Origin of the sequence: Amycolatopsis sp. NPDC051102 (genome assembly GCF_040682815.1) — a bacterium.
GTDB lineage: Bacteria > Actinomycetota > Actinomycetes > Mycobacteriales > Pseudonocardiaceae > Amycolatopsis.
The window spans coordinates 50,672-72,071 of sequence record NZ_JBFBBT010000017.1 but is presented as its reverse complement, the minus strand read 5'-3'; the positions used below and the strand labels follow the sequence as shown (position 1 = coordinate 72,071).

The window sequence follows — 21,400 nt, the reverse complement described above, 5'->3', positions numbered from 1 at the left end:
CCGATTCCCGGCCCGGCTCAGCGCTCCGCGAGCACGGCCTTCCGGACCGCCTCGGCGACCGCCGGGGCCACCGCGCTGTCGAACACGCTCGGCACGATGAACGAGGCGTTCAGCTTGCCGTTGTCCACCACGTCCGCGATCGCGTCGGCCGCCGCCAGGAGCATCGTGTCGTCGATGTTGTGGGCGTGGGCGTCCAGCAGGCCGCGGAACACGCCCGGGAACGCCAGGACGTTGTTGATCTGGTTCGGGTAGTCGCTGCGGCCCGTCGCCACCACCGCGGCGTGCTTCTGGGCTTCCAGCGGGTCGACCTCCGGGTCCGGGTTCGCCAGCGCGAAGACCACCGCGTCGGACTTCATCGTCGCCACCTGCTCGGCGCCGAACAGGTTGGGCGCCGAGACGCCGATGAACACGTCCGCGCCCGCCAGTGCCTCGTGCAGCGTGCCGCTGACCTGCTCCTTGTTCGTGTGCGAGGCGATCCAGGTCAGGTTGTCGTCGAGGTTGCCGCGTGCCGAGTGGACGATGCCGTCGATGTCCGCCGCGACGATGTCGCCCGGGTTCTTCTGCAGCAGCAGGCGGATGATCGCCGAGCCGGCCGCGCCGACGCCGCTGATCACGATCTTGCAGTCCTCGATGTTCTTGCCGACCACGCGCAGGGCGTTGCGCAGCGCCGCGACCACCACGATCGCCGTGCCGTGCTGGTCGTCGTGGAACACCGGGATGTCCAGCTGCTCGCGCAGGCGCTTCTCGATCTCGAAGCAGCGCGGCGCGGCGATGTCCTCGAGGTTGATCCCCGCGTACACCGGGGCCAGCGCCTTGGCGATCATGATGATCTCTTCGGTGTCCTGGGTGTCCAGGCAGACCGGCCACGCGTCGACGTCGGCGAACTTCTTGAACAGCGCCGCCTTGCCCTCCATCACCGGCAGCGCCGCGGCCGGGCCGATGTTGCCCAGGCCGAGCACCGCGGACCCGTCGGTCAGCACCGCGACGGTGTTGCGCTTGATGGTCAGCCGGCGCGCGTCCTCGGGGTTGTTCGCGATCGCCTGGCAGACGCGGGCGACGCCCGGGGTGTAGGCGCGGGAGAGGTCGTCACGGTTGCGGAGCGCGACCTTCGGGGTGACCTCGATCTTGCCGCCGAGGTGGATCAGGAACGTCCGGTCGGAGACCTTGCGGACCTTCACGCCGGGCAGCGAGTCCAGCGTCTGGGTGATGTCGTTCGCGTGGTTCTCCGACAGCGCGTTCGCGCTGATGTCGACCACGATCGAGTCGGAGTGGGACTCCACGACGTCGAACGCGGTCAGCACGCCGCCGACACGCCCGACGGCGGTGGTCAGGTCACCGGCCGCGCTGGACGAGGCCGGGGCCTCGACCCGGACGGTGATCGAATATCCGGGACCGGGAACCGGCATGGCACTTACCCCCGCATGGGAAAGGTGGCTGGGACGGGAGGGAACCTACTCCCGTGACCGCCCTCACCAGGGGCCGATACCGGTACTGACCAGTAACGACCTCAGCGGTTGATCTCGGTCTCCGGGTGCACGTAGGGCACCGTGTCGAGGGGGAAGGTGATGTCGCCGAACGGCGACAGCGCGCCCTGGCGGTCGGCCGCGAGCTCGGTCACGGGGTGCTCGCCGTCCTCGCCCGGCCAGGTCGGGTCGACGCCCTTGTGCTTCTTCTCACCCTTGGCCACAACGTCCTCCACAGCCGTTCCTAGTCTGATACATCCGGGGCTTCGCCCCGGGCCGGGGGCTCCGCCACCCGGACCCCCGAAAGCTTCCGTGGGACAGTCTGCCTGAGCCCAGGCAGCGCGGCGCAACCGCCCGGTATCCTGGTCGTCTATGCCCGCGACCTCCTTGGCGGACTGGCTGCGTGCGGAGTCCGACGGCGCACTCGCGGAGCTGCTCCGCACGCGGCGCGACCTGTCCACGCCCCCGCCCTCCGACAGCACGGTGCTGGCCACCCGGGCCGGCACTCCGGGCTCGGTCGCGCGCGCCTGCGAAGACCTCGACACCGTCACCCTCGCCGTGCTCGAAGCCTGCCTGCTGGCCGGCGCGGACCGCGACCCCGTGCCGGTCGAAGACGTCGCGAAGCTCGTCGGCGCCGACGTCGGCGAACAGCTGGCCCGGCTGCGCGCGCGGGCGCTGGCCTGGGGGTCCGACGACGCGCTGCGCGTGCCGCCCGCCGCCCGCGAGGCGCTCGGGCCGTTCCCGGCCGGGCTGGGCGCCTCGGTGCCGTCGCTGGCCGGCGAAGATCTCGAAACCCGGCTCGCCGAGCTGTCCGACGACGAGCGCGGCGTGCTGAACGCCCTCGCCGCCGGTCCGCCGATCGGCCGCACCCGCGATGCCGGCCGGGAGTTCTCGCTCGAGAACGCCGAGACGCCGGTGCAGAAGCTGCTCGCCCGCGGCCTGCTGCTGCGGCGCGACGACCAGACTGTCGAGCTGCCGCGCGAACTCGGTGTCGCGCTGCGCGGCGGCGTGTTCGCGCCGGGCACGCTCACCGAGCCCGAGCTGCCCGTCCACCCGCACCAGCCGTCCACTTTGGACGAAGCGGCGGCCGGTGAAGCGATGGAGTTCCTGCGCCACACCGAAGCCCTGCTGCGCTCGTGGTCGGCGGCACCGCCGCCGGTGCTCAAGTCGGGCGGCCTCGGCGTGCGCGAGCTGAAGAAGCTCGCCAAGGACCTGGAGATCGACGAGACGCAGGCGGTGCTGCTGGCCGAGCTGGCCGTGGGCGCCGGGCTCGTCGCGGACAGCGAGGCGACGGTGCCCGAGTGGGTGCCGACGACGCTGACCGACTCGTGGCTCGCGTCGCCGACCGCGCAGCGGTGGATGACCCTCGCCCAGGCGTGGCTGGAACTGCCGCGGCTGCCGGGGCTGGCCGGCGGGCGCGACGCCAAGGACAAGCCCATCGCGCCGCTGTCGGAGGAGCTGCGGCGCCCGCTGGCGCCGGTCACCCGGCGGCGGGTCCTCACGGCGCTGGCCGACCTGCCCGCGGGCACCGGGGTGAAGAGCGTCGACGAGCTCGTCGCGGTGCTGGCCTGGCGTGCCCCGCGCCGCGGCGGGCGGCTGCGGGACGAGACCGTCCGCTGGACGATGGCCGAGGCGTCGGCGCTGGGCCTGGTCGCCCTCGGCGGCGTCACGACGGCGACGCGGGCGTTGCTCGCCGAAGACCGGCCGGCCGCGGTCGAGGCGATCCTGGACGCGCTGCCCGCGCCGGTCGGCCACGTGCTGCTGCAGGCGGACCTGACGGTCGTCGCGCCAGGGCCGCTGGAGCCGGAGCTGGCGACGGAGATGGCCGCGGTGGCCGACGTCGAGTCGGCCGGGCACGCGACGGTCTACCGGATCACCGAGGGCTCGGTGCGGCGGGCGCTGGACACCGGGCGCACGGCCGACGAGCTGCACGCGCTGTTCAAGGCGAAGTCGGCGACCCCGGTGCCGCAGGGCCTGAGTTACCTGGTCGACGACGTCGCCCGGCGGCACGGGCGGCTGCGCGGCGGCACGGCGGCGTCCTTCCTGCGGTGTGACGACGAGGCGTTGCTGGCCGAGGTGCTGGCCCACCCGATCGCGGCGGAGCACGCCCTGCGGCTGATCGCGCCGACGGTCGTGATCAGCCCGGACCCGCTGCACGAGGTCCTGGCGGGGCTGCGCGGAGCCGGCTTCGCGCCGGCCGCGGAAGGCCCGGACGGCCGGGTGGTCGACATCCGGCCCGGCGGCCGGCGCCTGCCGGCGAAGGCGCGGACGGCCCGCCGCAGCCCGGGCGAGCAGGCGGTGCTGACCGAGGACCAGGCGGCCCGGATCGTCTCCAACCTCCGGGCGGGCGACGCGGCCACGGCCCGGCGCCGGGGTTCGGCGGTCCGCGCGCCGGTCGGCGGCGGCGCGGACACGTCGGCGACGCTGGAGCTGCTGTCCCGAGCGACGCTCGAACGCCGTGAGGTGTGGATCGGGTTCGTGGACGCGAAGGGGACGGCGAGCCAGCGCGTGGTCCGGCCGGTGCGCGTCGGCGGCGGGGTGCTCGAAGGCGAGAACAACGAGCGCTACTCCCTCCACCGCATCACCTCCGCCGCGCTCGTGGAGGATTGACGCCGGATTCGGTGAATCCCCGCCGGAGCGTGCGGCGGAGTGGTAAGCCTGGTTCATGAAGTGGGGAACGCGCGTGACCGCCGTGGCGGCCACGACCGTCGTCTGCGGGGCGGTTTTCGCCGGAACGGCCGCCGCGGCCGGGCCGCCGGTCTACTCGAAGTACACCGCCACCGGGACCACGCACATCGCGAAACCGGACGCCGGCCTGCACCTCGGGCCGGGGCAGTTCGACATGTACACGCTGATCGGGCCGTACAGCTTCACCGGGACGATCACCCTGCCGCCGGTGCCGGTCACCCGGTCCGTGCTGGGGATCGGCAAGGTCAGCGGCACCGTCACGTTCGGCCCCGGCCACGCCGAGGGCTCGGTGTTCGGCGGCTTCTCCGGCTCGGCGACCTGGCCGGTGAAGATCTCCGACGTCCGGGTCAACGGCGTGCCGTTCGACGTCGGTACCGGCTGCGGCACGGCCGAGCCGGTGACGACCGAGCTCGCGTCGGACGACTTCGCCGAGGGCAAGGGCGGCCGTCTCGAATCGACTTACCCGATCGGCGCCTTCGAGAACTGCGGGGCGGCGACGCCGCTGATCAACGGCTTCGTGCCGGGCGAGGGCAACACCCTGGCCCTCGACCTCGCCGCGGCCGGTTAGAGGGCGCGCAGGCCGGCCAGCACGCGTTCCATGAACTCGCGGGACGACCGGTCCCCGAGAACCAGCTCGGTCTGGTGGATCAGCACCAGGCCGATGTCGGCCATGTCGCCGACCAGCACCTTCACCACGCCCAGGGGCAGGCGCAGGTGCGCGGCGATCTCCGCCACGGAGCGGGTGTCCAGACACAGGTCGCAGATGCGGCGGTGCTCGACCGAGCGGACCCCGCGGTAGCGGCGCCCGTCGTCGGACGTCGAGACCAGTGCCTCCAGCGCCAGGTTGTGGTCGGACCGCGTGCGGCCGCCCGTGCGGGTGTACGGGCGGACCCGCGAGTTCACGACGGGCACCGGGCTCGCGACGCGGGCGCGCTCGTTCCACGGTGGCTCTTCCCACGCCTCCGGCTGCGGGATCCAGCGGGTCTCCGGGTCCGGCGGGGGCGTCCAGTCGGCCGGCGGCGGGGCCCACGAGGGCGGCGGCGCGGCCTGCGAGCGCTGGGTGGGCGGGCGGGGTGCCAGTGGCCGGGGTGCCGGTGGCCGGGGCGCCAGGGGACGCGGCGGAGGGGGCGGGTGCGCACCCCGCGGCGGGGTCCACGCCGGCTCCAGCGGCGGCGGTTCCGGCTGGTAGGTCTCCTCGTCCTGCCACTCCGGCTCGACGGGGTCGTAGCCGTCGTCGGCGAACTCGCGCGCGGCCGTGCCCGGGTAGTCCGGGTAGTCCGCGGGCTCGGGACGCGCGTAACCGTTGCCGTACTCCGCCGGACGCCGGCCCGGGTAACCCCCGGGTTCAGGACGGCCGTAGTCGTCGACCGCGGGCGAGTGCGGGCCCGCGTAGCCCGTGGGCTCCGGAGCGGCGTAGTCGTCGTCCTCGTCGGACGAGCCCCACTCGCGGGTGTCCTCGTCGGTGTAGCCCTGCGGATCCGGCTGCGGGCGCGCCGGCTTGCGCTTGGGCATGATCATCGACAGCGTCGACATGTCGAACTTGCTGGGCGAATCGAAACCCTCGCGCTCGGTGCCGCGGTGCAGTGCGTCCCAGCCGCTGGAGTCAGGATCGTCGAATCCCGAAATCCTCATCTCGTCCTACCCACGCACGCCGCCCTGGAGCTGCGCGCGCAACTCGGGGGTGATCTGCTGGCCGACCCGCTCGACGAGCAGGGTCATCTCGTAGGCGACCGTGCCGATGTCGCACGTCGGCGCGGCCAGCACCGCCAGCGACGAACCGTCCGAGACCGACATCAGGAACAGGTAGCCGCGCTCCATCTCGACCACGGTCTGGTTGACGCCGCCCGCCTCGAAGCAGCGCGCGGCCCCCGCCGTCAGGCTGATCAGCCCGGACGCGACCGCCGACAGCTGCTCGGCGCGTTCCTGGGGCAGCCCTTCGGAGGGCGCCAGGAGCAGACCGTCCGCGGACACCAGAACGGCGTGCGCGGCGCCGGGTACCCGGCGCACGAAGTCCGTGATGAGCCAGCCGAATGTGCCCTGGCCGGAAGCCGTCACTACTGCTCCTCCTTGCTCGTGCGGCACCGCGCGCCGCACCCCGGAGCGCCCGGCACGGCCGGTCGGCGACGCCACCGTAAAGCGTATTCGCACCACCGGCGGTGTCGAGCCCGCCACCGCCCGGCCGCTGCGCACCCTACGTGTGCGGGCGGCCGTGTCCGGCGCCGACCCGGCCCGCGACCCGCGTCCGGACGTCACTCCGCGACGTCGCCCGTGATCCGCGTCGGCACACTGTCCGTGCAGGTCAACCCCGGTGACAGCGACCCAGGTGGGTGACCCCGGCCCGGGGCGCACCCGGCGAGAGTGGCCTGATCTTCCTTCGGACGGGGGTAGCACTCCCCGAAAGGGGTGAAGCACGCGGAGTTCACTCCAACGGCCGCATCCGGATCGGGGCGTCATGGGCTAGCCCGCGCGCAACGCCGAATCGTGCGCGATCGCGTGCTGGACGACCGAGATCAACACCTGCTTCGCGGACTCGCGCTCACGCGCGTCGCACGCCATGATCGGGACCGACGGCGCGATGGTGAGCGCGTGCCGGACGTCCTCGATCTGGTGGTGCAGCAGCCGGTCGAAGCAGTTGATGGCCACGACGTAGGGCAGCTTCCGGTTCTCGAAGAAGTCGATCGAGGGGAACGCGTCGGCGAGCCGCCGCGTGTCCACCAGCACGACCGCGCCGATGGCGCCGACCGCGAGGTCGTCCCACATGAACCAGAACCGGTGCTGGCCCGGGGTGCCGAACACGTACAGCACCAGGTCCGAGTCCAGCGAGATGCGCCCGAAGTCCATCGCCACGGTCGTGGTGGTCTTGTTGGGCGTGGCCGAGGTGTCGTCGTGTCCGACGCTCGCCTCGGTCATCATGGCCTCGGTGGTCAGCGGGTCGATCTCGGAGATCGCTCCGACCAGCGTTGTCTTCCCCGAACCGAACCCGCCGGCGACCACGATCTTGGCCGACGAGGTCGGACCCGTCACCTGCGGCGCGTTCGCGTCGGAGTCAAATTCTCCGAAGCCCACTGAGCACCCTTTCCATGAACTCGATACTCGGGCGGTCGCCCACGGTCGCGCTGCTGGAGTGCACCAGCACCAGCCCGAGGCCCGCCACGTCACCAATCAACACCCGCACCACGCCGAGCGGCAGGCGCAGCAGCGCCGCCACCTCGGCCACCGACCGGGTGTCGAGGCACAGGTCGCAGATCGACCGGTGCTCGGGCACCCGGACCCGGTCGAGCATCCGGCCCTGTTCGCTCGTCGAAATCAGCGCCTCGATCGCCAGATCGAGGGTCGCCTTCGTCCGGCCCCGGGTCCGGAAGTACGGCCGGACCAGGCCCGACGTCTCCATCTCGGTCGGTGCCGGCTCGTCGACGTACTCCTGGCTCGCCTGCCGCGGCAGCGCCGCGGCGAACTCACCGGAGTCCGGCCCCGCGCCGAAGTCACGCTCGGTCGTGTACGCCGCGAAATCGCGTGCGTCGTACAGCGGCCCGCTCGACCCGCCGAACAGCTCCGCACCCGGTCCGCCGAGCAGGCGGTCACGGTACTCCGTGCCGCCGGCGATCGGCCGGATCGGTTCCTGCCCGGCGTTGCTGTCGGTCAGCCAGTTGGGTGGTTCCCGCACCGGGTCGCTGTCGGAGGCCTGCACCCGCCGCGCCCGCCACTCCCGGTCGACGCGGTCCCGGAACGACTGCCAGTCCTCCCGGCCGTCGTCCGCTTGGTCGGACCACCCGCCGGAGAAGTCGTCACCGAGCCGGCCATCACCCCTCAAGCGCCCGTCGTCCACGGCTCTCTCCTCGGTTCCCAGGTCCTCAGCGCCGGACTGCTGCGCCCTGCAGTTGCGCCCGCATCTCCGGAGTCAGCTGCTGGCCGACCCGCTCCACCAGCAGGGTCATCTCGTAGACGACCAGGCCGATGTCACTCTCCGGCGACCCGAGGACCGCCAGGCACGAACCGTCGGATACCGACATGAGGAAGAGGAAACCGTTGGCCATCTCGACCACGGTCTGCGCCACCGTGCCGCCTTCGAACACCTTGGCGGCGCCGCGCGCGAGGCTGGTCAGCCCCGACGCCACCGCCGCCAGCTGGTCGGCCCGGTCCTTCGGAAGGCCACGCGAAGCCGCCAGGAGCAGGCCGTCGGCCGACACCACGACCGCGTGGGCCGCGCCGGGCACCCGGTGCACGAAATCCGTGATCAGCCAAGCGAAGCTGCCGGCATTGTTCGCCTTGGCATGCGCCTGGCCGTTCGGCTGCGCGGAGCCACCCGGCTGCATTGCACCCGCCCGTGTCACTTTCACTCCTCACTGCTGTCTGTGGTGTTGCCACGCCCCGGAACCCTGCTGGTTTCCAGCTGTTCTTCGCCCGGGAGTTCCTTCAACGCATGCCGTCCCGAGGTGTAGCCCCGCTGGAAGCTTGCCATCCGGCTCCGCGCCGCGGACGCCGAGCGGGTGATCGCACCCGTTCCGGGCATCCCCGCGGTGTTGTCCGCGAAGCTGTTCTGCGGCGGTGCGTCGGCCGAAGGACTGCTGATCGACCCCGGCACCAGGTAGGCGTTCGGGACGCGCTTCGGCAGCCCGGCCGGGGTGATCTCCTCGTTCTTCGCCTCCAGCAGCGACTGCGCCGCCTGCCAGCCGTCGTCGGAGGCACTGTGCCAGCCGTCGTCGGGCGGGAGGAGCGGGTGCCGGGTCGCGGCGGTCGGCTGCAGCTCGTCGCGGGGCCGCTCGGCCGGTTCGACCCGGGCGGCCGGCTCGGGGGAGCCGGTGAGCGGCGGCAGGTTCGGGTCGTCGCCCTCGCTCTGCGGTGCCACCGGGTCGGCAGCCGAGTCGTCGCCCTCACTGAACCAGCGTGACAGCACCGACTGGTAGATCGGCAACCGCCGGGTGGGTACATCGTCTTCGAGGGCCGACGAACCGACCTCGGGGACGGGCGGCGGCGCCGGGGGCGGCTCCTCGGGCGGGACGAACTTCGGCTCGCGCTTGGGCAGCACCAGCGGCGCGAACTGGGTGTCACCGGCCCGCGAGCTGGCGCCGTCGCCGTTCGCCGACGGCGTCAGCGGCGCCAGGTCCTCGGCGGTCGGCCAGGCCGGCGGCTCGGGCTTCGGCAGCTCCGGCGACAGGAACGGGCCCGCCGCGCGGCCGCCGCTGACCAGGTCGTCCAGGCTGATCGGCTGGTCGAGCGGCACCAGGCCGCCCTGGTTGGGCACGGGTTCGTGCACCGGTGGCGGCGGAGGTGGCGGTGGTGCCGACGGCGGCGGAGGCGTCTGCGCGAACGTCTGCGTCTGGTCGAAGTCGGACCGGGCCGCCGGGATCGGGATGCTCGGCATCGACATCGACGTCTCGGAGCGGTTCGCCGGCGGCGGGGTCTGCCGCTGCATGCCCGGGCGGAGCTGGGTCAGCAGCTCGGCCGGGACGACGACGCGGGCGATGACGCCGCCCTCGATGTCCTCGTTCTCACGCAGCCGGACCTCGATGCCGTGGCGCTTGGCCAGCCGCGAAACCACGTACAGACCCATTCGCCGGGTCACCGACACGTCCAGGTCCGGCGGGTCGGCCAAGCGCGCGTTGACTTCGGCCAGGCGCTCCTCGCTCATGCCGACACCGTGGTCGGTGACCTGGATGGCCAGCGCCTTGCGGCGGGTCACCACGGCCCGGACGATGACCTTCGTCTCCGGCTCGGAGAAGTAGGTCGCGTTGTCCAGCAGCTCGGCGAGGACGTGCACGAGGTCGTGGATCGCCAGGCCCTGGACCGCGACGTCGGGCACGATGCCGACCTCGATCCGGGCGTACTGCTCGATCTCCGACACCGCGGCGCCGATGACGTCGGCGGCGGGCACCGGCTTGGGCACCGACTTCGCCAGGCCGGCGCCGGAGAGCACCAGCAGCGACTCACCGTTGCGCCGCAGCCGCGTCGCGAGGTGGTCGAGCTCGAACAGGCTGGCCAAGTGGTCCGGGTCCTGCTCGTCGGCCTCGAGGCGGTCGATGACGCCGAGCTGGCGTTCCACCAGCCGCTGCGACCGCCGGGAGAGGTTCACGAAGATGCCGTTGACGTTCTCGCGCAGGAGGGCCTGCTCGGCGGCCATCTTGACGGCCTGTTCGTGGACGATGTCGAACGACCGCGCGACCTCGCCGATCTCGTCGCGGGAGGTGACGGGCACCGGCTGGACGGCCTTCTTCGAGGCGCCGACCGGGTCCGGGTCGTCGAGGATCGCCTGCACGGTTTCCGGCAGCCGGGTGTAGGCGACGTCCAGCGCGCTCTTCCGCAGGATCCGCAGCGGGCGCAGCATCAGGCGGGCGACGACGAGCATCAGCGCGATCGCGGCGGCCAGCGCGGCGAGCACGCCGGCACCGCCGAGCCAGGCCGAGTTGACCGCCTGCGTGGCGCGGTCGTCGGCGGTCGTCTTCAGCTGGGCCAGCAGGTTCGACTCGACCGCGTGCAGCTTGTCGGCCGACACGGTGCTGTCCTTGCCGAGCGCGGTGGTGTCGATGCTCGGCGGGTCGTTCTGCTGGGCCAGCGAGAACGCGTTGGTCTGGATCCGGCGGCGGTCGTCGACCTCCGGGCCGGAGTAGGTGTCGTTGTAGAGCTGGCGCTGGTCGTCGTCGGCGTTCGCGAGGAACGCCGCGACGGAGGCGTCCGCGCTGGAGGCCGACGCGTGCGTCTGGTCCAGGAGGTCGCCGGGGAAGACGCCGCGGAACGCGGCGATCTGCAGCTGGGCGTCGGCGCGGGTGGTGAACTCCTTCGCCTCGCTGATCGCCTGCGTGCTCGTGCCGAGGCGCAGCACCTCCCGGTCGGTGACCGCGGTGGTCACCTCGCGGCCGAGCTCGATGAGCGAGTCGAGGACGCCCGAGTAGGCGGTCAGCACCGTGATGTCGGGCAGGCCGTTCTGGGCGTTGAACGCCGCCCGCAGCGGACGCAGCGCGTCGAGGCGCTGGAGACCGCGCGTGTAGCGGTCCTTCGTCGCCTGGTCGTCGTACTGGAGGGTGCCCGCCGCGTTGCGCAGGTCCGAGACCTCGCGGTCGACCTTGGCGATCTGCGCGTCCAGGCCGGTCTGCAGCAGCGGGTTGTTCGACGCGATCCGCGCGACGGCGAGGGAGCGCTCGTTCTGCAGCTCGTGCACCACTGTGGTGACCTTGACGGCGAACGCCACCTGGTCGGCGGTGCGCTGGAACTCGGCCGCCTCCCGGGCGTCGTCGACCACGCGCAGCGCCCCCAGCGCGAGCGCGGTCAACGTCGGGATGATCAGGACGGCGGCCAGCTTGGAACGCAGCCGCCAGTCGCGCATGCCGGAGAAGAACCCGGCCTTCCTGCCCGGACTCTCACCGGGTGACTGCGCAGGGGCCCCTCCCACCCCCGCGGTGTCTTCGTTCGGCACCGCCGCACCACCATCATCGTTCGTGCTCGTGAAGCCCTGGTCGGTCCAGCGCCCGCCAGGGCGCATCGCGTTCTCCTCAGTCACTCGTCTGCACGCTCCCGGCGCTCCGGCGCTCCGGCCGATCGGAAGGAGCCCAGCGCGAGACGCTACCCGTACGGGTGAAAAGATCGTCTCCAGTGTCGGCACTGGGGGTACCTGAACCCCGTCCGGCCGGACGGAATCGGTTCAGCTCGAGCATCACGGTCGGGTCCCTGCGCTGGTGTTGCATCGTCTGTTGGTCCGGCCTAGCCCACCGGCGCGGCGGCTGTCGCCGGCCGGGCTGTGGCCAGTGCGGGGAAGTTTCTCTCAGGAAAAGCACAGCCTGCCCTGGTAAACCGAAGGTCGGTTGGCTCGGCCATCCAGGCACTCTCTCTCACTACATCGGAGGTTGTTACCTCCCCGCAGGTGCAGAGGGTAGCGAACGCCCGGGGAAGATGTAACCCTCCCGACTCGACCCGCTCGATGTTGCACAGCGTTCGCTCAGCCGACACACAGCTGGTCATCCCCGATTCCGAACCTGCCCCCTACGCTGGGTGAACCGTTACGGCGAGTGGAGCAGTGGGTCTAGACCAGAGGCCGCGAGAGTGACGTGCGCCACTCTATCCGGTAGTGATTCCACCCATTGTGAGCAAGCTGTCACGTTCTCTACAGTGGCCCGCGTGGTTCCGAGAATGAGTCACGCACTTCCACTGAAATCGGTTCCCCAACCGTCACTTTTCTTCAAGGAGCAGGCCTTGCTTGGAAACGCCATGAGCAGTGGCCGGGTTCGCACTCGCCGCGCCGCGCTCGGGCTCGCCCTCACCGTCGCAGCCGCCACGGCCCTCACCGGCTGCAGTGCGCTCGGCTCGGACAGCTCGAACGCCTCGTCGAACGGGGGCGGCCTGGAGAAGTCGAAGATCAAGGTCTCGATCATGCCGACCACGGACCTCGGTCCCTTCTGGCTCGCCCAGGACGGCGGCTACTTCAAGGCCGAGGGTCTCGAGGTCGAGCAGATCGTCGCCAAGAGCGGCCAGGAGTCGATGCAGAAAGCGATCTCCGGCGAGGCCGACATCGCCCTCTCGACGTACACGCCGTTCTTCATCGCCAAGAGCAAGGGCGCCGCGGACATCCAGCTCGTGGCCGACGGCACGTCCGTCAACGCGAAGAGCAACGCCATCGTCACCGTGCCGACCTCGAACGTGAAGACGGTCAACGACCTGGCCGGCAAGCGGATCGCGATCACGGCCAAGAACACCGCGTCCGACATCCTCACCAAGTCCGTCATGAAGGACCACGGCGTCGACTTCAACGGGGTCCAGTGGACCCTGGTCCCGCTGCCGAACATGGCGGCGGCGCTGAAGGACAACCAAGTGGACGCGGCCTACATGCCGGAGCCGATGCTCTCGCAGGCGGCGAAGACCGTCGGCGCGACGCCGGTCATCGACATCAACACCGGTGCCAGCCAGGACTTCCCCCTGACCGGCTACGGCGCGATGACGAAGTGGGTGCAGGCGAACCCGAAGACCCTCGCGGCGTTCCAGCGGGCGATGAAGAAGGCCACCGGCGACGCGATCAACGACCGGTCGAAGGTCGAGCCGCTGCTGGTCAAGTACGCGAAGATCGACGAGGACACGGCCAAGCTGCTCACCCTGCCCGGGTACGGCTCCACGCTGGACGCCCGGCGCCTGCAGCGGGTGCCCGACCTGCTGCTGCAGATGGGCGTCATCACCAGCAAGGTCGACGCCGCGCCGATGATCGCCCCGCAGGCGACCAGCTGACGTGAAGAAACTGCTTCGCGGCCTGGCCGGTCTGGTCGGCTTCCTCCTGTTGTGGGAGGTCGTCGTCCAGGTCGGCCTGGTCAGCAGGACGTTCACCCCGCCGCCGAGCGTCGTCCTGGTCACCGTCGGGCACCTGCTGGGCGACCCCGAATTCCTCCGCGACGTCGTCGCCACCATGCTGGCCTGGCTGATCGCCATCGTCATCGCGATCGCCATCGGCGTCCCCGCCGGGCTGCTGCTGGGCAGCATCCCGGCGCTGCGCTCGGCCACCGCCGCGATCGTGGAGTTCCTCCGGCCGATCCCGGTCACCGCGCTGGTCCCCCTGGTGCTGCTGGTGATCGGCTCCGGGCCCGACGCGAAGATCACCCTCGCCGTCTACGCCTCGCTGTGGCCGATCATGTTCAACACGATCTACGGCATGGGCGAGATCGACCCGGTGCTGATGGAGACCGCCCGTGCGTGCGGGACGAGCCGGTTCCGCATCCTCACGTCGGTCGCGCTGCCGCAGACCGCGCCGTTCGTCTTCACCGGCGTCCGGCTGTCGGCGACCATCTCGCTGATCGCCGTCGTCAGCGTCGAGTTCCTGGCCGGTTCCCAGGTCGGTCTCGGCAGCTTCATCATCGTCGCCAGCACCGGTTCGACCCGGTTCGACCTGGTACTGGCCGGCACGGTGGTCGCCGGGACGCTGGGCTACCTGATCAACGAGGGACTCGAACAGCTCGGCAAGCGGCTGTTCCGCTGGAGCACCGTGGACCGGGAGGCGATCGCATGACCGCGGCGACTCTGTCCGGCCGGGTCGGCAGGCGCGCCGCGCGCGGTGCCACCGCGGTCGTGCGCAACTGGCTGCTGTTCGCGGTCCTGGTGGTCGGCTGGGAGTTCGCCGCCCGGGCCGGCGGCAGCAAGTTCTTCCCCCCGCCGTCGGAGATCGCGGTCACCGCGGCCAAGCTGTGGTTCACCGGGCCGGCGTCCCACCTGTTCCTCACCGCCGCGGTGTTCGACAACGTGGTCCCCAGCCTCGCCCGGACGCTCGGCGGCTGGGCGCTGGCGGCCGTCGTCGGCATCGTCCTCGGCGTGCTGATCGGCCGGTCCCGGACGGCGATGGACTACGTCGGCCCGCTGTTCGCGTTCTTCCGCTCGATCCCGCCGCCCACGCTGATCCCGGTGTTCGCGGTGCTGTTCGGGCTGAGCTCGGGCATGCAGATCGGGTCGATCATCTTCGGTGCGGTGTGGCCGGTGCTGCTCAACACCGTCGACGGCGTCCGCTCGGTCGACCAGGTGAAGGTGGAGACGGCCCGTTCGTTCCGCACGCCCAAGCGGTACTGGGTCGGCATGGTGGTGCTGCCGGCGGCGGCGCCGAAGATCTTCGCCGGGATGCGGGTGAGCCTGTCGATCTCGCTGCTGCTGATGGTCGTGTCCGAACTGGTCGGCGCCTACAACGGCATCGGCCGGTCACTGCTGAACGCCCAGCAGGACTTCGACTTCCCGACCATGTGGTCGTGGCTGGTGCTGCTGGGCATCCTCGGCTACGTCTTCAACACGATCTTCCTGGCCGCGGAACGGCGGGTGCTGGCCTGGCAGCCGGCCCGTCTCGGCCGCGACTGACGCTCGGAAAGGCCTCTCCCCATGGCAACCATGCTCGAAGTGTCCGGCCTCAGTCACACTTACGGCAGCGGCGCGAAGGCACACACCGCGGTCAACGACCTGTCGTTCACCGTCGAGGCCGGGCAGCTGGCCAGCATCGTGGGCCCGTCCGGCTGCGGGAAGTCCACGCTGCTGCGCTGCATCGCCGGGCTCACCCCGTCGACCAAGGGCACGGTGAGCCTGCACGGCGACCGGGTCTCGGGCGTGCCCGACGACCTCGCCGTCGTGTTCCAGGACTACAGCCGGTCGCTGTTCCCGTGGCTTTCGGTGCAGAAGAACGTCGAATTCCCGTTGCGGTGGCGGCCGATCTCCCGCGCGGAACGGCGTTCGCGGGCGGCCGAAGCGCTGGAGCAGGTCGGGCTGTCCGGCGTCGGCGGCAAGTACCCGTGGCAGCTGTCCGGCGGCATGCAGCAGCGGGTGTCGATCGCCCGCGCGCTGGCCAGCCGCCCGGCGCTGCTGCTGATGGACGAGCCGTTCGCCTCGGTCGACGCCCAGACGCGGTTCGAGCTCGAGGACCTGACCCGGCGCGTGCAGCGCGAACAGGGCAGCACGATCCTGGTCGTCACGCACGACATCGACGAGAGCGTCTACCTGTCCGACCGGGTGCTGGTGCTGTCGAAGTCGCCGGCGTCGATCGTGGCGGACCTGCCCGTCGGCCTGCCCGCCGCGCGGGACCAGATCACCACGCGCGAATCGGCGGAGTTCGTGACGCTGCGCGGCGAAGTGGCGCGGCTGCTGCACGGCGGCACCCCGGCGGAGGCGGCCACGGCCGCGTCCGACGCCGCCGAGTGGGACCTGGCCGAGCGGTCTTCGGACGTCACGGAAAGCCGGGCCGCGAACTAGCTGCAGTGCCCTGCCGCGGCTTGTCGTGAGTGGTAAGGCGAGTTAGAACTCGCCTTACCACTCACGAGGCGTCAGTACAGGGACTTCGTCGACGCGACGACCCGGACGTGCACCAGCGTCGGCCGCGGGTCGGCCAGGGCCGCCGTCAGGCCGGGGACCAGCTCCGCCGGCTCGGTGATCGTCACGCCGTGACAGCCCATGCTCTCCGCCAGGGCCGCGAAGCCGATGCCGCCCAGTTCGGTGCCCGGCAGCTTCTCGCCGCCGATCGCGTCGCCGAGGATGCGAACGGCCGCGTACTCGGAGTTGTCCATGATGACGAACGTGACCGGCAGTTCCTGGCGCGCCGCCGTCCAGAGCGCCTGGATGCCGTACATGCTCGAGCCGTCGCCGATGACGCCGACGACCTTGCGGTCCGGCCGGGCGAGCGCGGCGCCGACCGCGCCGGGGACGCCGTAGCCGAGCGTGCCGCTGGCCATCGTCAGGAACCCGGTGTCGGTGGCCGTGATCGGCAGGTGGTCGTGCAGGATCCCGCGGTGGCTGGGCGTCTCCTCGACGACCAAGGCGTTGTCCGGCAACAGGTCCGCGAGCGTCGAATAGACGAACTCGCCGGTGAGCGCGTCACCGCTGGGCTTGGCGGGCCGCTTCCGCGGCGCCGGCGCGGGCCGGCTGCTCTGCTCGACGACGTCGAGCAGAGCCCGGATCCCCAGCTTCGGCGTGGCCCGGATGCCGGTGCCTTCGAAGGCACGCGCGAGGACCTGCTCGTCGTCGCTGACGATGAACAGCGGCGGCAGCGGAGCTTCCCCGCGCCCGCGGTCGACGTGGTAGGTGAAGGCGGGCGCGCCGAGCACGACGACGAGATCGTGCGGCGCAAGGGCATCGGCGACGGCACCGCGTTCGGGGTCGAGGAACCCCTGGAACAGCGGGTGGTCCTCGGGGAACGAGCACCGGAAGGACATCGGCGCAACCCACACGGCGGCGTTGAGCCGTTCGGCAAGCGCAACGGTTTCGGGGACGGCCCCGTCCTGGTCGACGGCACCCCCGACGACGATCGCCGGCCGTTCGGCGGCTTCGAGAGCGGCCTTGAGCTCGTCGACGGCCTCGGGATCGGGCGCGAACCCCCGGATCCGCGGGCGCGAGACGATGGGCCGTTCGGTGGCGGCGGTCCAGTCATCGGCGGGAACGGACACGAAAACGGGCCCGGACGGCGCCTGGGTCGCGACGTGGTAAGCCCGGGCGAGCGCGGCCGGGACGTCCTCGGCGCAGGCGGGCTCGACCGACCACTTGACGTAGGGCTTGGGGAATTCGGGCGCATCCATGGCCCCGAGGAAGGGTTCGTGCGGGATGAGCGACCGGATCTGCTGCCCGGCGACGATGATCATCGGCGTCCGGTTCCGGTAGGCGTTGAAGAGGCTGCCGAGCCCGTGCCCGACCCCACCGGCGGAGTGCAGGTTGACGAGCACGGCCCGCCGGGTGGCCTGGGCATAGGCATCGGCCATCGCGACGACGGCGGATTCCTGCAGGCCAAGGACGTAGTCGAAGTCGTCGGGCCAGTCGGTGAGGAACGGCACCTCGGTGGTGCCGGGATTGCCGAACACCGTGGTGAGACCGAGTTCGCGGAGGAGTTCACGGGTGGCGTCCAGCACCGTGCGCTTGATCATGCGGACAGGTTAACGCTTAGCCTTGCGAAGGAAAGCCCGCCAAGCGGCCGAACCGACGGTGAGAGAGCCCCCGGAGCGGTCCTTGGTGTCGCGGATCTGCGACACCGGCCCGAGCTTGACCTCGACACAGTTCTCTTCGCTGCCGCTATAGCTGGACTTATGCCACATCACGCCTCCAAGTCGGCGATCACCTCCCCGAGGAGCGCGCAGGATTCCTGCTCACTCAGGGCCAGTGCCGCCATCGCCCGCTGGGCCGCCCGGTAATCGGCCACCTGCTGCTCATCGTAGAGGTAGGCGCTGCCACGGTACTGCTCCACGAAGACGATCGGAGGCAGGTCGGCGTAGTCGAAGATGACGAAAGAACCGTTGAGGCCGGGGTGAAACTCCTCGGTCTCGGGCAGAACCCGCAGGCTGATGTTCCGCCGAGCGGCCAGCTCGGCGAGGTGCCTCAGCTGCGGAAGCATGATCTCGCGGCCGCCGAGGCGCTGCCGGATCACGGGCTCGGCGAGGAACACGGTGTAGGGAGAAGGGTCGCGACCGGTCAAAACCTCCTGCCGCAGCAGGCGAACCTTCAGCCTCAGCCGCAGCTCCTCCTCCGCCCGCCGCCGACCGCCGGTGCCGAGGATCGCCCAAGCGTATTCCGGGGTCTGCAGCAGCCCGGGGATCAGCAGCGGCTCCCACGCGAAGATCGCCGAGGCCGTGCGCTCGTACTCGATGAAGGCCGAGAGCCTCGGTGAGATCCCGGGAACGCTGTGCTCGAGCCAGTTGGGCTCGCGAGCGTTGCTCGCCAGCTCCAGCAACCGCTTCCGCTCCACCGGATCCACCCGCAACGCCCCGAGCAGCAGCGCCACCTGCTCGATCTTGGGCACGCGAGTCCCGCTCTCCCAGTGCGAGAGGTTCTGCGCCGCCACCTTCGCCATCCGGGCGAGTTCGCGCACGCCCAGATTGCGCGTCTCTCTCGCCGTCCGGAGGCCGAAGCCCAGCGCGCGGGACCTCGGTGTCGCTACCAGTACTGCCATGTACGCATTCTGTCACCGGGCACCGACCAAACCGGGAAACCGGGGCCGTCGCGAACTCGCGACGGCCCCGGTCCACCACACTCAGCCGATCAGGCCGGACAGGCCGCTCGCCTTGAACGAACCCCAGCCCGTGACCTGGTCATACCCCGTCCCGGCGCTGAACCCGGTCGTCCCGTGCAGGGTGTTGTTGCCCGTCGTCACGTCGTGGAAGCCCGTCCCGTACGACGTCCCGTTCCCGATCGAGTAGAACTTCGGGTTCAGGTTGCCCAGCCCGCCGCCGTGGACCTGGTTCTGCAGCGTCGCGAACGCTGCCCACAGCGGGGCCGCGCCCGACGTTCCGCCCACCGTTCCCCAGCTGCCCGCGCTGTAGACGTAGTAACCCGACGTCGGGGAGGCGTCCGCCGAGACGTCCGGGACCTTGCGGTACGTCGTGCTCTGCGACGACTGCCACGACGGGGCCGTGAACACCGTCGAGATGCCGCCGCCCGTCGAACCGCCGCTGCTGCCGTCGTTCCACGTCGTCTCGCTGCTGTAGCCGTTGGACGACGTCACCGTCAGCTTCGTGCCGCCGACGCCCGTCACGTTCGGGCTCGACGCCGGGAAGTCCACGCCGCGCGCCGCCGATCCCGTCTGGCGGTAGCAGTCCGTCGTGCCGTCGTCGCCGGCCGCCGCGAAGTACGAGATGCCCTCCGCCGTGCCGGTCGCGATCGCGCTGCTGACGCTCTTCGCCGCGCTCGATCCCTCCGCCGCTTCGCAGGCACCCCAGGAGATCGAGACGACGTTGACCTTCGCGTCCGAGGCGATCTTCTGGTACATCGCCAGTTCGCCGGCGCTGGAGTTCGGTGCTTCGTAGACGTAGTCGTTGGCCGCCGCCGCCAGTGCGTGCACGACCTCGATGTCGAGCTCGACCTCGATCTGGCCGTCGCCCGGCGAGGAGTCGTAGTTCGCGCCGCTGACGCCGACCGTCGTCAGCGAACCCGCGGAAAGGCCGTACGTGCTGTCGTACCTGGTGATGTTGGACTTCTGGTAGCCGTCGAATTCGACGAAACCGACGTTCACGCCCTGGCCGGTCGCCGACAGGCCGCTGGTGCCGTAGGCGGTCTTGAGCACCGGCGGTGTCACGGACTTGACGACGTTCGGCTGGGCGAGCGGCTTGGCCGAATGCGTCCGCACGGCGTGGTTGTCGAGGCCGACGACGTTGCCCACGACGTCCGACACGCCCGCGGGCACGGCCGGCGCGGCGTCGTTGGCGAAGAAGTCCCGGCCGGACACCTTGTCGTGGTAGGTCCCGATCCGGGTGCGGAACGCCGATTCCAGCCGGGCCGCCGAGCCGGTGAACGTGACCGCCTGCCGGTTTCCGGAAACCTCGATCCCGGTGGCACCCGATTTCCCGAGGAATGAGACGACCTTGTCGACGTCGGCCTGGGTCGGGCCGAACTCGGCATTGAACTGCGCCGGGCTCAGGAAGTGGTGATATTGCGGCGAAGCGGGGTTCTGCACGTCGGCGAGGAACTTTTCCAGCGCCTGCTGGTTGTGCAGTTTCAGGGAGACCGCCGCGGTGATCGGCCGGTCGGCCGGGACCTCGCCGGTGCGGTCGCTGTTGACCAGCGGGGCGACGTTGTCAGCCAGCGTGACCAGCGGTTCCGGCGCGGCGGCGGCCGGCACGGCCACGGCGAGGCCGAGCAACGCAGGCAGCGGCACAGCGGCCGCGACGAGCTTGCGCAAGCGCATGGGGGAATTTCCTCTCGGCGGTGGGGACCGGGCCTGCGCGGAATGCTCGCCGCAGGTTGCCGAGAAGCATAAGAAGACGTGATCACGTCGAGGAACCTACTTTTGGCCGGTCTTCGACGGGATCCCATTTTCATTTTTAGAATTGTTTACCTTTGCATGATCATTCGATTATCGTCCGGAATGCCGGAGATCGTCGATGCGATCCACGATCTCCCGCGCGTCCGCGTTGCCGGAGAACCGGCCGGCGGCCGCCGAAAGCGGGTGCAGCCGCTGCCGCACCCGCGGCGACCGCAGCGCGCCGGCCAGCTCGACCGCCTCCTCGCCGACGGTGGCGGCGACGTCGAGATCACCATCGAGCGCGTGCACGGTGGCCAGCCAGATCAACGTCAGCGAGCGGCTGCGCGTCATGCCCCGCGGGTAGCCCTCGATCGCCTCGGCGAGGGCGGGGATGCCGTCGCGGCCGTGGCGGACGTCGACCACCTGGGCCAGTTCGCCGTGCACCGTCCCGATCATCGCCGCCATGTCGGCCGGCCCGAAGAACGCGGCCCACGGCGACGGCTCCCGGCCCGCGGCCTCCGCGAACTCCTCGCGGGCGCGGCGCAGGTAGGACAGCGCACCGGTGACGTCGGCCTTCTTGGCGTACGCCCACGCCTGGTTGGCCGACAGGATCGCCTGCGCGAGCTTGGAGTGGGCCAGCAACGCCGCTTCCCGGCCGCGCGCGAACTCCACCAGCGCCGCGTCGACGGCGTCGTAGTGCAGGTGCAGCCGGCCGACGCGGTACCGGATGTTGGCCTGCAGGTCGTCGTTGCCCGCTTCGACGGCCAGCTCCAGCGCCCGCGCGAACGCCGCCAGCGCGGCGCCCGGGCGGTCCTGGTCGAAGTTCGTCCAGCCGGCCAGGTTGTACAGGTCGGCGACGGCGGTGTAGAGCCGCGCCTTGACCACGGCCTTCGTCACGCTGTCCAGCTGGGCCGCGGCGGCGGGCAGCCGCGACTCCACGGCCACCCGGCACGAGCCACCGCCGTAGCGGTAGTCCAGCGCCCTGAGCTCGGCGACGACGTCTTCGAGCCGGCGCGCGTCGGCGAGACCCACCCGCGTGCCCTGCCGTTCGTCCCGTCCTCCACTGCCGGTCATGGCAGCCCTCCGTCCGTAGAGA

19 protein-coding genes are annotated in these 21,400 nt (G+C 71.1%); 6 read left to right on the top strand and 13 right to left on the bottom strand.

Annotation, left to right across the window (positions count from 1 at the left end; genetic code table 11):
* Positions 1–17 precede the first annotated feature (17 nt).
* Both AB0M93_RS34825 and AB0M93_RS34820 read right to left on the bottom strand, forming a co-directional pair.
* Positions 18–1,406, bottom strand: coding sequence for an NAD-dependent malic enzyme (locus AB0M93_RS34825; RefSeq protein ID WP_364281738.1), 1,389 nt, complete (start codon positions 1,404–1,406; stop codon positions 18–20).
* 101 nt (positions 1,407–1,507) lie between these two features.
* Positions 1,508–1,687: a hypothetical protein gene (locus tag AB0M93_RS34820; RefSeq protein WP_086852738.1), complete on the bottom strand. Its 180-nt coding sequence runs from the start codon at positions 1,685–1,687 to the stop codon at positions 1,508–1,510.
* A gap of 148 nt (positions 1,688–1,835) precedes the next feature.
* On the opposite strand from AB0M93_RS34820, the gene AB0M93_RS34815 reads away from it, so the two are divergent.
* Entirely contained in the window at positions 1,836–4,073 is a 2,238-nt protein-coding gene (locus AB0M93_RS34815) for a helicase-associated domain-containing protein (RefSeq protein WP_364281735.1), read from the top strand.
* Between the two features lie 55 nt (positions 4,074–4,128).
* Positions 4,129–4,719 carry a hypothetical protein gene (locus AB0M93_RS34810; RefSeq protein WP_364281732.1) on the top strand — a complete coding sequence of 197 codons (591 nt, stop codon included), beginning with the start codon at positions 4,129–4,131 and terminating at the stop codon, positions 4,717–4,719.
* Here AB0M93_RS34810 and AB0M93_RS34805 read toward each other — a convergent pair.
* The 6 genes from AB0M93_RS34805 to AB0M93_RS34780 all read right to left on the bottom strand — a co-directional run bounded on the left by AB0M93_RS34805 (position 4,716) and on the right by AB0M93_RS34780 (position 11,625).
* Positions 4,716–5,783, bottom strand: coding sequence for a DUF742 domain-containing protein (locus AB0M93_RS34805; protein WP_364281729.1), 1,068 nt, complete (start codon positions 5,781–5,783; stop codon positions 4,716–4,718). The genes AB0M93_RS34810 and AB0M93_RS34805 overlap by 4 nt on opposite strands.
* A gap of 6 nt (positions 5,784–5,789) precedes the next feature.
* The gene (locus AB0M93_RS34800) at positions 5,790–6,206 is read right to left on the bottom strand and encodes a roadblock/LC7 domain-containing protein (RefSeq protein ID WP_003085368.1); all 417 of its coding nucleotides are present in this window, start codon (positions 6,204–6,206) and stop codon (positions 5,790–5,792) included.
* Positions 6,207–6,608: 402 nt separating this feature from the next.
* Positions 6,609–7,217 carry an ATP/GTP-binding protein gene (locus AB0M93_RS34795; RefSeq protein ID WP_043776338.1) on the bottom strand — a complete coding sequence of 203 codons (609 nt, stop codon included), beginning with the start codon at positions 7,215–7,217 and terminating at the stop codon, positions 6,609–6,611.
* Positions 7,198–7,977, bottom strand: coding sequence for a DUF742 domain-containing protein (locus AB0M93_RS34790; protein ID WP_364281725.1), 780 nt, complete (start codon positions 7,975–7,977; stop codon positions 7,198–7,200). Before AB0M93_RS34790 ends, AB0M93_RS34795 begins: the two co-directional genes overlap by 20 nt.
* Before the next feature lie 25 nt (positions 7,978–8,002).
* Positions 8,003–8,464, bottom strand: a complete 462-nt coding sequence (locus AB0M93_RS34785; RefSeq protein WP_003085376.1) for a roadblock/LC7 domain-containing protein — start codon at positions 8,462–8,464, stop codon at positions 8,003–8,005.
* A 20-nt stretch (positions 8,465–8,484) separates the two neighbouring features.
* The gene (locus AB0M93_RS34780; RefSeq protein WP_364281722.1) at positions 8,485–11,625 is read right to left on the bottom strand and encodes a nitrate- and nitrite sensing domain-containing protein; all 3,141 of its coding nucleotides are present in this window, start codon (positions 11,623–11,625) and stop codon (positions 8,485–8,487) included.
* Between the two features lie 722 nt (positions 11,626–12,347).
* Between AB0M93_RS34780 and AB0M93_RS34775 the strand changes: the two genes are divergently transcribed.
* From AB0M93_RS34775 to AB0M93_RS34760, 4 genes are read left to right on the top strand one after another with little or no spacing between them, the layout of a single operon-like run.
* A complete protein-coding gene (locus tag AB0M93_RS34775) occupies positions 12,348–13,355 on the top strand; it encodes an ABC transporter substrate-binding protein (RefSeq protein ID WP_364281719.1) in 1,008 nt (335 codons plus the stop codon).
* Between the two features lies 1 nt (position 13,356).
* The gene (locus AB0M93_RS34770; protein ID WP_364281716.1) at positions 13,357–14,127 is read left to right on the top strand and encodes an ABC transporter permease; all 771 of its coding nucleotides are present in this window, start codon (positions 13,357–13,359) and stop codon (positions 14,125–14,127) included.
* The gene (locus AB0M93_RS34765) at positions 14,124–14,957 is read left to right on the top strand and encodes an ABC transporter permease (protein WP_364281714.1); all 834 of its coding nucleotides are present in this window, start codon (positions 14,124–14,126) and stop codon (positions 14,955–14,957) included. The genes AB0M93_RS34770 and AB0M93_RS34765 overlap by 4 nt, the downstream gene beginning before the upstream one ends.
* Positions 14,958–14,978: 21 nt before the next feature.
* The gene (locus AB0M93_RS34760; RefSeq protein ID WP_364281712.1) at positions 14,979–15,839 is read left to right on the top strand and encodes an ABC transporter ATP-binding protein; all 861 of its coding nucleotides are present in this window, start codon (positions 14,979–14,981) and stop codon (positions 15,837–15,839) included.
* 71 nt (positions 15,840–15,910) lie between these two features.
* Here the strand turns inward: AB0M93_RS34760 and mdlC are convergent, their stop codons facing one another.
* The 5 genes from mdlC to AB0M93_RS34735 form a co-directional block, all read right to left on the bottom strand.
* Complete coding sequence (gene mdlC / locus AB0M93_RS34755) at positions 15,911–17,497, bottom strand: benzoylformate decarboxylase (RefSeq protein ID WP_364281709.1); 1,587 nt, start codon at positions 17,495–17,497, stop codon at positions 15,911–15,913.
* 9 nt (positions 17,498–17,506) lie between these two features.
* Positions 17,507–17,665, bottom strand: a complete 159-nt coding sequence (locus AB0M93_RS34750; protein WP_364281706.1) for a DUF397 domain-containing protein — start codon at positions 17,663–17,665, stop codon at positions 17,507–17,509.
* Positions 17,665–18,516 carry a helix-turn-helix transcriptional regulator gene (locus AB0M93_RS34745; protein ID WP_364281703.1) on the bottom strand — a complete coding sequence of 284 codons (852 nt, stop codon included), beginning with the start codon at positions 18,514–18,516 and terminating at the stop codon, positions 17,665–17,667. Before AB0M93_RS34745 ends, AB0M93_RS34750 begins: the two co-directional genes overlap by 1 nt.
* Positions 18,517–18,597: 81 nt before the next feature.
* Positions 18,598–20,247, bottom strand: coding sequence for a S53 family peptidase (locus AB0M93_RS34740; protein WP_364281700.1), 1,650 nt, complete (start codon positions 20,245–20,247; stop codon positions 18,598–18,600).
* A gap of 168 nt (positions 20,248–20,415) precedes the next feature.
* Positions 20,416–21,378, bottom strand: coding sequence for a hypothetical protein (locus tag AB0M93_RS34735; protein WP_364281697.1), 963 nt, complete (start codon positions 21,376–21,378; stop codon positions 20,416–20,418).
* Between the last annotated feature and the right edge of the window lie 22 nt (positions 21,379–21,400).